Raw genomic sequence first — 12,438 nt, 5'->3', positions numbered from 1 at the left:
GTATGCGCGAGCGCGTCCAGCGGATCAGATCTTGCGGCGGATGCCGAAGGCGATGCCGAAGAGGCCGGCCGCGATGAGCAGCGCGACCACGCCGTTGAGGGCGACCACGCCGCGCCACTCGCCGAACATCGAGCTGATGTCCTGCTCCTGCTCGGTGGCGCCGGTGCCACCGCCGCCACCGCCCGCGCCGGGCGGCAGGGAGACGCCGGTCAGCGGCACGCCGGCCGCGCGCATCGCGGTGGGCATCGTGAACCGGCCGTAGAACCAGCCCGCGGCGACCTTGCGCTTGTCGGGCTGCTTGTCCGACCGGTACGCCCGGGGCCCGCCCGTCGCGAGCGGATAGAGGTCGTACTGCTGCTTGGCGACCCCGTCGACGAGCAGCGTCACCGTGTACTTAGGACCGAGCTTCTCCGCGGTCGGCGACTTCACCGAGACGCCGGGCCGCACCGCGAGCCAGTCGACCTCGCTGAGCATCGCCTCGAACTCACGCTGGTTGTCGGTGGCGTCGATGGTGAGCGGCTCGGTGAGCCCGACACCGGCGATCGTCATGCTGTTGACCGGATTCGGCGCGGCCGAGGGTGCTGCCGCGGGTGCCGCGGCGGCGGGTGTGGCCAGGCCGACCGCCACGGGCGCGGCGAGGACGGCCAGCACGGCGCCGTGGAGAAACAGGCGGCGGGTGACGTTGCGATCCATGCCTTGCCCCGTTCGATGGATGTCGCTGTAAACGGACTTCTAGCTTCTAAGAGTCCATATGCAAAGACAATCCAGAACGCGTCATAGTTGCGACGGTGAGATCTCAATCAGGTCACGAATTGGGATCTCTCCTGCTATGCGGCGGCGCGAAGGCGGGCAATCGTTCGTTCGCGACCCAGAACCGCCAGCGACTCGAAGAGCGGCAGGCCGACGGAACGGCCGGTCACGGCCACCCGGACCGGCGCCTGAGCCTTGCCCAGCTTCAATTCCCGGGCGGTGCCGGCCGTCTCGACCGCGGCCTTGATGGAGTCGGCGTCCCAGGACGGCAACGCCTCGAATGCGGCGATGACATCCGGCAGGATCCCGGCGTCCTTCGACGCCTTGGCCCACGCGGCCTCGTCGATCACCGGCTGGTCGAGGAAGAAGAAGTCCACATAGGAGGAGATCTCGGCGAGCACCGCGATCCGGGTCTGCGCCAGCTCCGCGACCTGGGCGAAGGTCTCCGGATCGAAGTCCTGCGGTGCCCACGGCGGTGCGACGATGCCGAAGCCGGACTCGGCCCTCTCCTCGGCCGTGACGAACGGGCCGGTCAGCCACGGCCGGCAGGCGGCGATGAAATCCTCGGTCGACAGCGCGCGGATGTATTCGCCGTTGAAGGCGCGCAGCTTCTTCTCGTCGAAGAAGGCGGGGGAGGAGTTGACCTCCTCCAGCCGGAACTCGTCCTCGATGACCTGCCACGGCACGATCTCGCGGTCGCCCGACGGTGCCCAGCCGAGCAGCATCAGGTAGTTGCGCATGGCATCGGCGAGGTAGCCCTCGTCGCGGTACATCTCCAGGGCGACCTTGTCGCGGCGCTTGGAGAGCTTCTGCCGCTTCTCGTTCACCACGACCGGCACGTGGGCCCAGGTCGGCGGCGTCACGCCGAGCGCCTCCCAGAGCAGCTGCTGCTTGGGCGTGTTGGGCAGGTGCTCCTCGGCCCGGATCACGTGGGTGATCTTCATCGTGATGTCGTCGATGACGTTGGCGAGCAGGAAGACGGGCGAGCCGTCACCGCGGGCGATGACGAAGTCCTCGATGAGCTTGTTGTCGAAGGTCGGCTCGCCCCGGATCAGGTCGACGACGACCGTCTCGCCCTCGGTCGGCGTCTTGAACCGCAGCGCCCGGCCCTCGGCGGGGCCCAGGCCGCGCTCGCGGCAGAAGCCGTCGTAGCCCGAGTACTGATTACCGCCGCGGGCCTGGACCTGCTCCCGGGTGCACTCGCAGTAGTAGGCCCGGCCGCCCTCGAAGAGCCGCTGCGCCGCCGCGCGCTGCTCGTCGGCGTATGACGACTGGAAGTAGGGGCCCTCGTAGCTGCCGCGCTCGATGCCGATCCACTCCATCGCGGAGAGGATGCCCTCGATCCACTCCGGGCGGTTGCGAGCCGCGTCGGTGTCCTCGATCCGCAGCACGAAGGCACCGCCGTGCTGCTTGGCGTAGATCCAGTTCTGCAGGGCCGAGCGGGCTCCGCCGACATGGAACATTCCAGTGGGAGAGGGGGCAAAACGAACGCGTACCGTCACGCCACCCAGCCTACGGGGTACCCATGGGTCATGGCTTGTGGGTTACCACTTGGCGAGGTGGCGGTCGCGAGACGCCTCCAGGTGCAGGCGCATCGCGATGTCGGCCCGGGCCGCCTCGCCCGCCCGGATCGCGGCCACGATCGAGTCGTGCTCCTGCTGGCTGCGCCCGCCGACGTCGGTGGGCGAGTGCAGCCGGTGCAGGTGCAGATGGGAGTGGAGCCGGGTGATCGCGTCGTGCAGTAGCGGGTTGCCCGAGGCGGCGGCGATCGCGTCGTGGAACGCGGCGTCGGCGGCGGTGAAGTCGGCGTGGGTGGCGTAGCCGTGGCCCTCCGAGATCGTCGGCAGATCGGGGAAGTCCGCGGTCGAGCGCAGGTCCGCGGCGTGGGCGGCGGCTGCGCACTCCAGCAGCAGCCGCATCTCGAAGAGGTGCTCGAACTCCTCCCGGGTGAGCAGCGCCGTCGTCGTGTATCCGGCCATCGGGCGCTTCGTCACCAACCCGTCCGCCTCCAGCCGGGCCAGCGCCTCGCGGACCGGGGTCGGCGAGACGCTCAGCTTCTTCGCGACGGTGTCGATGGTGACCCGGGTGCCCGGCGCGAGTTCGTGATCCATGATGAGGGACTTGAGGGCGGAGTAGACATCGTCACTGAGCGCAGACCGCATGGGGACCATTCTTTCCGCACTTGACACCGGTTCGTCTCGCGGGGACGATCCTATAGGATTTCGGGGCACGGTGGAAGGAGATCCAGTGCAGCGAGTCGCCCTGGGGCGGACGGACCTCGAGGTCACGCGGCTGGGCCTCGGCCTGGCGCCGATCGCCGGTCTCTACTCCGCCGTGAGCGAGGAGCAGGCGCGAGCCACGATCGACCACGCCTGGTCGCGCGGCGTGCGCTACTTCGACACGGCTCCCCTCTACGGGTACGGGCACAGCGAGCGCCGCGCCGGACGAGCCCTCGCCGATCGGCCCCGTGCCGAGTTCACCCTCTCCACCAAGGTCGGACGGCTGCTCCGCGCTGCCGGTGAGGATGCGCCGGCACGAGGAGTGACCGAGCGGAGCGAGGAAGCCCCGCAGGGCGCGCCGGAAGCTGCGCAGGAGTTCTGGTCCGGCGTCGAGCAGGGGATCGCGCCGGTCTTCGACTTCTCCGCCGCCGGGGTGGCATCGTCGCTGGCGGAGAGCCTCGACCGGCTCAATCTGTCGCATGTGGACATCGCTTTCATCCACGACCCCGACGACCACCTCCCGCAGGCGCTCGCCGAGGCCGCGCCGACCCTGGAACGGCTGCGTGCCGAGGGCCGGGTGGGCGCGATCGGCGTCGGTGCCAACAGCGCCGAGGTGCTGGCCCGCTGCATCCGCGAGGCCGACCTCGACTGCGTCCTGCTCGCGGGGCGCTACACCCTCCTCGACCAGGTCGCCCTCGACGAGCTGCTGCCGCTCGCGCAGGCGAGAGGGGTCGCCGTGATCGCCGCCGGGGTCTTCAACTCCGGCATCCTCGCCGATCCCCGGCCCGGCGTCACCTACAACTATGAACCCGCCACCGCGGAGATCCTCGCCCGCGCGCAGGCGCTGCGGGAGGTCTGCGCCCGCTTCGACGTGCCGCTGCGCACGGCGGCGGTGCAGTTCCCGCTGCGGCACCCCGCCGTCGTCTCGGTGCTGGTCGGAGCGCGGTCACCGGCGGAGGTCGACGACGCGGTGGACGCGATCACCGCCCCGGTCCCGGCCGCACTCTGGACCGCGCTCGCCGACGAGGGGTTCATCCGCGAATGATCATCGACGCGCACCACCACCTGTGGCGCCTCGACGGCGGTTACGGCTGGCTCGACGAGCCCGCGATGGCGCCGATCCGCCGTGACTACACCGTCTCCGACCTGCGCGGACACCTCGCGGCGACCGGTGTCGACCGCACGGTGCTGGTCGAGGCCGCCCGCTGCGACACGGCCGAGTCGATCGAGTTCCTGGCGCTCGCCGCCGAGACCCCCGAGATCGCCGGTGTGGTCGCCTGGCTCGACTTCGCCGCGCTCGCCGATCCCACGGCCGCGGGCGCCTCGACGGATCCCGCAGCCATCGCCGCCCTCGCCGCCATCCCCGGCGCGGCGCCCCCATCGTCGCAACTCTTGAAGAGTTGGTCCTATGAGCGGCCGGCCAAGCTCGTCGGCGTGCGGGACCAGGTGCAGGCGCACGCGGATCCCCGGTGGCTCGCCCGGCCCGAGGTGGTGGCGGGCCTGCGGCGGATCTCCGAACTCGGGCTCGTCGTCGACCTCGTCGTCCGGCCCGACCAGCTCGCGGGTGCCGGGGTGGCGGCTGACGGCGTACCCCTGGGGCGGTTTGTTCTTGATCATTTGGGGAAGCCGCCGCTCGCAGCGGGCGGCGCGGGGCTGGCCTCGTGGCGGGACGAGGTCGCGCGGCTCGCGGAGCGACCGAATGTCGTCGCGAAGCTGTCGGGGCTCGTGACCGAGGCCGACTGGGCCCGCTGGACCGACGACGACCTCGCACCGGTCGTCGCGCACGCCCTCGCCGTCTTCGGGCCGCAGCGGCTGCTGTGGGGCTCGGACTGGCCGGTGGCGGAGCTCGCCACCGACGCCGTGCGCTGGCTCGCCACCGCCCGCGCGCTCGTGCCGTCGCAGGACCACGACGCGGTTTTCGGCGGCAATGCCGCACGGACATACCAATTGGAGATCGACTGATGAAGTTCATGCGTGTCGGGGTCGCCGGGGCCGAGCGACCGGTGCTGCTCGCCGACGATCGCCACTATGACCTGCGGGGGCTCACCGCCGACATCGACGGGCGCTTTCTCGGTGCGGGCGGGATCGAGCTGGCTCGCGCCGCGCTGCACCGGGGAGAGCTGCCGGAGACCGAGGTCGCCGGTGAGCGGATCGGCGCGCCGATCGCCCGGCCGGGCGTGGTGCTCTGCGTGGGGATGAACTACGCGGCGCACGCCGCCGAGTCCGGCTCGCTGCCGCCGGTGGAGCCGGTGATCTTCTACAAGGCGCCGAACACGATCGTCGGCCCGCACGACGAGATCCGGATCCCGCGTGGCTCGACGCGGACCGACTGGGAGGTCGAGCTCGCCGTCGTCATCGGGCGGACGGCCCGTTACCTCGACTCGCCGCAGGCCGCCCTTGAGTGCATCGCCGGGCTCGTGACCAGCAACGATGTCTCGGAGCGGGAGTTCCAGATCGAGCGGTCCGGCGGGCAGTGGTCCAAGGGGAAGAGCTGCGAGACGTTCAACCCGCTCGGGCCCTATCTCGTGCCGGGGGTGTCGCCGGACGAGCTGGCGCTGCGGTCCTGGGTCAACGGGGAGGCACGGCAGAACTCGTCCACGAAGGACATGATCTTCGGTGTGGCGTTCCTGATCTGGCACCTGTCGCAGTTCACGGTGCTGGAGCCGGGCGATCTGCTCAACACGGGTACGCCGGAGGGGGTGGGGCTCTCGGGCCGCTTCCCCTACCTGGCTCCGGGCGACGTGGTCGAGGTGGAGGTGGCCGGCCTGGGCCGCCAGCGCACCCCGGTCACCGCGGCCTGACGTCACGATCGGCGCAACTCTTCAAGAGTTGGTGCTAAAACGGGCATGATCGCGCTGTTTCCCGGAAGGTGGCCCCTCCGCAGGTGTGCGAGGGCGTTGCTTCCGGGAAACAGCGCGATCATCGCCGCGTCAGGCGGCTGCCGGGACGAGGAGCTGGTGCTCGGCGAACTCGCGATAGAGGGCACTGCTCGTCAGCAGCTCCGTGTGAGTTCCCGTCGCGACCACCCGGCCCTGGTCCAGCACCACGATCTGGTCGGCGTCGACCACGGTCGAGAGCCGGTGCGCCACGATCAGCAGCGTCCGGCCCGTGGAGACGGTGTCGATCGCCGAGCGCAGCGCCATCTCGTTGCGGGCGTCGAGGTTGCTCGTCGGCTCGTCGAGCAGCAGGATCGGCGGCTTCGACAGCAGCGCCCGCGCGATCGCCAGCCGCTGCCGCTCGCCGCCGGAGAGCAGGACCCCGCCCTCGCCCACCTGCTCGCCCAGGCCGAGCGGGGTGCGCTCGGCGAGGTCGCTCAGGTTGACCGCGCGCAGCACGTCCAGCATCTGCGCATCGGTCGCCGCAGGGGTCGCCAGCTGCAGATTCTCCCGCAGCGTGCCCGCGAGCACGGGTGCCTCCTGCTCGACATAGCCCAGTTGCGCGCGCAGCTCGTCGTGGCGCAGTGCCCGCACGTCGACACCGTTGATCAGCAACTCGCCGGAGTCGATCTCATAGAAGCGCTCCACCAGGGAGAGCAGCGTGGACTTGCCCGCACCGGAGGGGCCGACCAGGGCGGTCCTGGTCCCGGCGGGCACGGTGAAGGTGACCTCTCGCAGCACCGTGTCGGCGCTGGTCGCGTAGCCGTAGGAGACATCGCGGAACTCGACGGCGGGCGCACCGGGGCTCGGTGCGGCCGATCCTCGCAGCGGGACCGCAGCCTCCAGCGGCACCTCCAGGATCTCCTCCATCCGGCCCAGCGCGCCGAGCCCGGCCTGGAGCTGCGTATAGGCGTTGAGCGCCTGGCCCAGCGGCATCACCAGGAAGAAGACGAAGAGGATGAAGGCGACCAGGTCGCCGACGGAGATCGTGCCGCTCGCCACCCGGGCGCCGCCCACGCCGAGGACCAGCAGGAACGACGCCTGCACCGTGGTCACCATCGCCGGGCCGAGGATCGCCTGCAGCTTCGCGATGCGCAGCCCCGCGTCGTAGGCCTGGCGGGCGCTCTCGACGACCGTCGCCGTCTCGCGCTCCTCGGCGCGGCTGGCCCGGATCGTGCGGGCCGCGCTGATCGCCCGCTCGACCGCCGAGGTCATCTCGCCGATCCGGGCCTGCGCGTCGGCCGACATCCCGCGGACCTTGCGGGCGAAGAAGACGCCGCCGGCGAGGCCGATCGCGAGCCCGCCCAGCGTCACCGCGAAGAGCACCGGATCGAGCAGGATCATCGCGGTCGCCGCGCCCACCACCATCAGCGCGCCGGTCACGGTCTCGAAGAGCCCCGATGTCACGACCGCGCGCAGCAGCGTCGAGTCGGCCCCCACGCGCGACAGGAGGTCACCGGTACGCCGACCGTCGTACTCGGCGATCGGCAGGCGCAGCAGGTGCGTGGCGAGTCGGCGCCGAGCGGTCAGGACGAGCCCCTCCGCCGTGCGCTGGAGCAGGTAGGAGCGGATCCCGTCGAGCGCGGCCACGAAGAGCAGCACGGCGACGAGGGCGCCGACGGCCCGGCCGATCGGGTCGCCGGCACCGAGGGCGTCGAGGACATCCCGGGTGAGCAGCGGCTGCATCAGCGTGCCGCCGGCGGTGATCAGGGAGAGGATTCCGACGACGATGAGGGACCCTCGGTGCGCGCGGACGTAGGGACCCAGGGTGCGAAGTCCGACCTTGGGCTGCGCTGGCTCAGGAGGCATGCGCGCGAGTCTACCTGCCGCCCGGTAAGTATGCCGCTGCGCTGGTACGCCGCGTGGAAAACGGTTACTCTGCGCGGATGCGTGCGCTGATCGTCCGGGGCGGGGCGGAGTTCCACGAGCCCGTCCGGACCACCGAGAGCTTCCTGCCGTTTCTGCGGTCGGCCGAGTTCGACGTCGAGATCGCCGAGGATCTGGACGTCTACCTCGACGAGGGGCTGTTGCGGCGTACCCATCTGATCGTGCAGTGCTGGACCGACGGTGAGCTGACGGCGAACCAGTCGGCCGGGCTGCGCGCAGCGGTCGCGGCCGGGACCGGATTCGGCGGCTGGCACGGCGGCGTGGTCGCGGCCTTCGCGGATCGGGGCTACCAGTGGATGACCGGGGCCTGCTTCGTCTGCCACCCGGGCGACTTCGTCGAGCATGAGCTGGTCGTCGTCGCCGACCACCCGATCGTGGCCGGGATCGACCGGGTCGCGCTCAACACCGAGCGCTACTGGCTGCTCGCCGATCCGGCGAGCGACGTGCTCGCGACGGTGACCTTCCCGGTCGAGCCCGGCGAGCCGTGGTCGCGCCCGACGACGCACCCCGCGGTCTGGACCCGGCGGTGGGGCAGGGGCCGGGTCTTCGTCAGCACGGTCGGCCACCACCTGCCCGACCTGGAGGTCCCCGAGATCCGCACGATCACCGAGCGCGGCCTGCTCTGGGCCGCCCGCCCTGAATTTTAATGCTGGACACGCCGAGAAATCCGCAACAAAGGTCAGGAAGCTCAGCTTCCTGACCTTTGTTGCACTGTGGACGGCGTGTCCAGCATTAAAATTCAGGGAGAACCGGTCGCGCCGCGATGACACCTCCAGGTCGATACGCTCCGCGGCAGATTACGAGATCAGCCGACGGCGCGGGACCTGCTAGCCGGCCAGGAAGCTCAATCTGACCTGGCGGGTGGGGTTGTCGCCGTTAGGGTCGACGAGGCAGATCGACTGCCACGTGCCCAGAGCGATCCGACCGCCCAGGACCGGCAGCGTGGCATGGGGCGCGATGAAGGCGGGCATCACGTGATCGCGGCCGTGACCCGCTGAGCCGTGCCGGTGCCGCCAGCGGTCGTGGGTCGGCAGCACGTCGTCGAGTGCGGTGAGCAGGTCGTCGTCGCTGCCCGCACCGGTCTCGATGATCGCGATCCCGGCGGTGGCGTGCGGCGCGAAGACGTGCAGCAGCCCGTCACCCTTGCCGGCGACGAATCCGGCCGCCTCGTCGGTCAGGTCCGTCACGCTGGGCCGGGACCCGGTGCGAACCGTGATCAGGATGCTCTCCACGCCGACCACCCTAGGGCAGCGCACGCCAGAGGGTGCGGTTCCCCGCGCCATAGATCAACGATATATGTCGATGCATTATCTACATTCGGCGCATTTTTCCAGGTGGACGTGGTGAATACGCAATGAGCAAAAGCAGAAAAGCAGTGGACGAGCTCGACTTCGTCCGCATCGACCAGGGTGATCAGGAAGTGGACCTGAAGGGTGTCCGCGACCCGGACTTCCTGGCACTGGGCCTCGGCGGCACCAACATGATGGCGATGCTCTGGTCGGTCGCGATGGGCAAGCGCGCCGTCGGCGTCGACATCCGGGTCTGCCCCTCGCTCGGCGTGCACTGGAACATCCGCGAGGAGCTCTACCACCACCTCGGCCTCATCGACCAGATGATGATGGAGCGCTACGGCGAGCAGGGGATCCCCCGCCGCGGCGACGGCCGACTGCTGCTGCTCGCCGAGAGCATGTACCGCTCCGACTGGCCGGCCGGTCCGGTCGCCGCGGACGACCTGGTCAGCGGGTTTCTCGGTTCGATGAACGCCGACGCGCGCATCGTCGGCACCATCGAGCACACCGAGTTCATCGACGACCGCTGGAAGGACGGCGGGCCGCACCGGATCATCACCGTGCTCGATCCGCCGAGCCCGCCGGCGGGGCCCGACCCGCAGCGGATGGGCGGGAGCATGGCGGAGGTCCTCGACGGACCGTCCATGTTCCAGGCCCGCGCCGCCGACGTGCTGATCCTGCTCCGCCGCTACCTGGAGGAGATCGAGCGGATGGACCTGGCGAGCGGCGTCGCCGTGCCCCGGGTCCGCCTGTTCACCAGCCACCGGGTCATCCCCGACGCCGACGAGGAGGGCGGCGGCCGGCTGCGGCGCCTGTTCCGGCGCGGCTCGCGCGGCGGCGGCTTCGTCGACAGGCCCGGCGGGCGCAAGGGAGTCCGGATCGAAGCGATCCGCGAGCTCGACTACAAGGGCAAATTCCGCCGGGTACGCGCACCGGGGTCGGGCGTGATCGACCTGGGCGTGCCGGAGCTCTTCATGATCGCCCAGGGCTTCGACAGCACCGACGCGCGGCGGCTCGGCTTCCAGCAGAGCGATGTGCTCGTGGACCACGAGGACGGTCGCGGACCCGTCGTCGCGCAGGCCGACTACCTCGCCGGGCTGATGGACGTGCTCGTCGACGGCCGGCTGCGGCGCCGCATCGCCTCGGAGTTCGACAGCCAGGGCAACGAGTACTGGGTGCGCCAGATCGCCGTGGGCCACGAGGGCGACCCGGCGGTCGGCTGGGTCCTGGTGCAGGTGCCGGACTTCAAGGCCTTCGACCCGATCCGGGCGGGCCTCGTCCCGGCCGGCACCGACCGCAACTCCCCGGAGTATTTCGCCGGCTACCAGCACCTGATGCGCGACTTCTACCTGGAGCAGAGCGCGCACATCCTGGAGATCCCGAAGAAGGAGCTCGCCCAGGTGCAGATGGGCTACGGCCCCAAGCTCTTCAGCATGATCGAGCGGATCGGCGCCGACGCCCTGGTGGCGGCGAACGGCGTCGTCGGCGGCGACTCGTTCGGCAACGGCCACTTCATGACCAGCGGTGGCGCGATCACCGGCATGGTCGGGCACGGCGTACGGGTGCTGCACTACTGGCAGGACCGGCTGGACGGGGTGGAGCCCGCCCCGGCGATCCGGCGGCTCGCCGACGGCATCAAGACCGACACCGAGGACTGGCTGCACGTCAGCGCCCAGGAGTTCAGCCAGGCCGCCCCGATCAACTTCGGCTCGGCGCGCATCGAGGAGATCGCCCGCGCGAGCGGCAAGGAGTCCTCGGACCGGGCCGCCGCGATCGACGCCACCCGGCGGCACCGCCACTCGCTGCTGCCGCTGGACCACTCCGACTGGCGTCGGCCGGTGATGTACCCGGGACGCCGCTACGCCTTCCCGCTGCCGCCGCTGCAGGACTCGCACCCGGAGGACCGCGACGAGATGCCGGCCGAGCTCGCCGCGCCCATGCCTCGCTGATCCCTGAGCCACCAGGAGTGACCGGCATGTCCAATCGCCATCCAGCCATGGAGCCGGGTCGGGACGAGGTGGCGGCGATGATGGCCGCCGCCACCTCGCTCGTCACCGATTTCCTCGGCTCCGTCGACACCGCGCCGACCGCCCCGCTCGACTTCCCCGCGAGCGAGCTGACCGAGCTCTTCGCCCCGCCCGGCGACCGGCCGGGTGACCTCGACGACCTGCTCGCCACCTTCCGGGACGCGGCGGCGCAGGCGGCCGAGACGGTGAGTCCGGGGTTCTACGCCTACTTTCCCGGCGGCGGCCTCTTCGCCTCGGCGCTCGCGGAGCTGCTCGCGGCCACCGTCAACCGCTACACGGGCTCGGGCGCGATGGCGCCCAAGCTGGTCGCGATGGAGCACGGCGTGATCCAGTGGTTCTGCTCCGTCTTCGGCCTGCCGCCGACCGCCGGCGGGGTGCTGAGCAGCGGCGCCTCCAGCGGCAACCTCTCGGCGCTGGTCACGGCACGGCAGCACCGGCTGGGCGGGCCGGACCGGACCGGGACGCTCTATGTCACCGAGCACACGCACCACTCGGTGGCGAAGGCCGCGATGATCGCCGGGTTCACCCCCGACCAGGTACGCCTGGTGCCGGTCACCGCCGACTTCCGGATGGATCCCACCGCCGCCGAGCAGATGATCGCCGCGGACCGGACAGCCGGGCTGCGGCCGTTCCTGCTGATCGGTACGGCGGGAACCACGAACACCGGCACGATCGACCCGCTCGCCGACCTCGCCGAGGTCGCCCGCAGGCACGGGCTGTGGTTCCACGTCGACGCCGCCTACGGCGGGGCGTTCCAGCTCACGGCACGCGGCCGGGTCAAGCTCGCGGGCATCGAGCAGGCCGATTCGATCACCCTCGACGCGCACAAGTCGCTCTTCATGCCCTACAGCACGGGCATCCTGCTGGTACGCGATCCGCGCCTGCTGCGATCCGCGCACAGCATGGACGCCGACTACCTCCAGGACCTGGCCCTCGGCGATGAGCTGCCCAACTGGGCCGACCACGGCACGGAGCTGACCCGCCCCTTCCGCGGCCTGCGGCTGTGGCTGCCGCTGCACCTCTACGGCGTGGACGCCTTCCGGTCGGAGCTCGACGAGAAGCTGGACCTCTCCGAGGTGGTCCGCCGGGAGCTGCGGGAGCTGCCGGTGATCGCCACCAGCGAGCCGGACCTGACCGTGCACACCTTCCGGGCGCCGGGCGGGGAGAAGGAGAGCCAGCAGCTCCTGGAGCGCATCCACGCGAGCCGCCGGGTGGCGTTGACGAGCACCCGCATCAACGGCGATTACGCGCTGCGCCTGTGCGTGCTGAGCCACCGTACCCACCGCAGCCACGTCGACGAGGCGCTGGGCATCATCCGCGCCGCTGCACTCGCAGCTTGATCGCATTACTTCCGGGAAATAGCCCCCTCCGAGCGAGGTGGAGGGGGCTG

General features: G+C 70.8%; 11 protein-coding genes. 6 read left to right on the top strand and 5 right to left on the bottom strand.

Features of this window, described 5'->3' with window-relative positions; all coding sequences use genetic code 11:
* Positions 1–24: 24 nt before the first annotated feature.
* From F4553_RS14490 to F4553_RS14480, 3 genes are all read right to left on the bottom strand, one after another.
* Entirely contained in the window at positions 25–693 is a 669-nt protein-coding gene (locus F4553_RS14490) for a hypothetical protein (protein ID WP_184836270.1), read from the bottom strand.
* Positions 694–827: 134 nt separating this feature from the next.
* Positions 828–2,252 carry a glutamate--tRNA ligase gene (gene gltX / locus F4553_RS14485; RefSeq protein ID WP_184836267.1) on the bottom strand — a complete coding sequence of 475 codons (1,425 nt, stop codon included), beginning with the start codon at positions 2,250–2,252 and terminating at the stop codon, positions 828–830.
* Positions 2,253–2,294: 42 nt separating this feature from the next.
* The gene (locus tag F4553_RS14480) at positions 2,295–2,912 is read right to left on the bottom strand and encodes a GntR family transcriptional regulator (protein ID WP_246466336.1); all 618 of its coding nucleotides are present in this window, start codon (positions 2,910–2,912) and stop codon (positions 2,295–2,297) included.
* A gap of 85 nt (positions 2,913–2,997) precedes the next feature.
* Here F4553_RS14480 and F4553_RS14475 point away from each other — a divergent pair, with 85 nt between their 5' ends.
* The 3 genes from F4553_RS14475 to F4553_RS14465 are packed head-to-tail and all read left to right on the top strand — an operon-like array spanning position 2,998 to position 5,770.
* On the top strand, positions 2,998–4,014 hold the full coding sequence (locus F4553_RS14475) for an aldo/keto reductase (RefSeq protein ID WP_312875212.1): 1,017 nt from the start codon (positions 2,998–3,000) through the stop codon (positions 4,012–4,014).
* A complete protein-coding gene (locus F4553_RS14470) occupies positions 4,011–4,931 on the top strand; it encodes an amidohydrolase family protein (RefSeq protein WP_184836261.1) in 921 nt (306 codons plus the stop codon). The genes F4553_RS14475 and F4553_RS14470 overlap by 4 nt, the downstream gene beginning before the upstream one ends.
* Entirely contained in the window at positions 4,931–5,770 is an 840-nt protein-coding gene (locus F4553_RS14465; RefSeq protein ID WP_184836259.1) for a fumarylacetoacetate hydrolase family protein, read from the top strand. The genes F4553_RS14470 and F4553_RS14465 overlap by 1 nt, the downstream gene beginning before the upstream one ends.
* 129 nt (positions 5,771–5,899) lie before the next feature.
* On the opposite strand, the gene F4553_RS14460 is transcribed toward F4553_RS14465, so the two are convergent.
* Complete coding sequence (locus F4553_RS14460; RefSeq protein WP_184836257.1) at positions 5,900–7,654, bottom strand: ABC transporter ATP-binding protein; 1,755 nt, start codon at positions 7,652–7,654, stop codon at positions 5,900–5,902.
* Between the two features lie 77 nt (positions 7,655–7,731).
* Between F4553_RS14460 and F4553_RS14455 the strand changes: the two genes are divergently transcribed.
* Positions 7,732–8,379, top strand: a complete 648-nt coding sequence (locus F4553_RS14455) for a ThuA domain-containing protein (RefSeq protein ID WP_184836255.1) — start codon at positions 7,732–7,734, stop codon at positions 8,377–8,379.
* 180 nt (positions 8,380–8,559) lie between these two features.
* Here F4553_RS14455 and F4553_RS14450 read toward each other — a convergent pair whose 3' ends face one another.
* On the bottom strand, positions 8,560–8,964 hold the full coding sequence (locus F4553_RS14450; RefSeq protein ID WP_184836253.1) for a YjbQ family protein: 405 nt from the start codon (positions 8,962–8,964) through the stop codon (positions 8,560–8,562).
* 143 nt (positions 8,965–9,107) lie between these two features.
* Here F4553_RS14450 and F4553_RS14445 point away from each other — a divergent pair, with 143 nt between their 5' ends.
* Both F4553_RS14445 and F4553_RS14440 read left to right on the top strand, forming a co-directional pair.
* Complete coding sequence (locus F4553_RS14445) at positions 9,108–10,970, top strand: FHA domain-containing protein (RefSeq protein WP_184836251.1); 1,863 nt, start codon at positions 9,108–9,110, stop codon at positions 10,968–10,970.
* Positions 10,971–10,996: 26 nt separating this feature from the next.
* The gene (locus tag F4553_RS14440) at positions 10,997–12,388 is read left to right on the top strand and encodes a pyridoxal phosphate-dependent decarboxylase family protein (protein WP_184836249.1); all 1,392 of its coding nucleotides are present in this window, start codon (positions 10,997–10,999) and stop codon (positions 12,386–12,388) included.
* Positions 12,389–12,438 lie beyond the last annotated feature (50 nt).

The sequence above is a fragment of the Allocatelliglobosispora scoriae genome, assembly GCF_014204945.1.
Classification (GTDB): domain Bacteria; phylum Actinomycetota; class Actinomycetes; order Mycobacteriales; family Micromonosporaceae; genus Allocatelliglobosispora; species Allocatelliglobosispora scoriae.
Note: the sequence above shows the minus strand (reverse complement) of the source record. Positions and strands in the feature narration are given on the sequence as shown.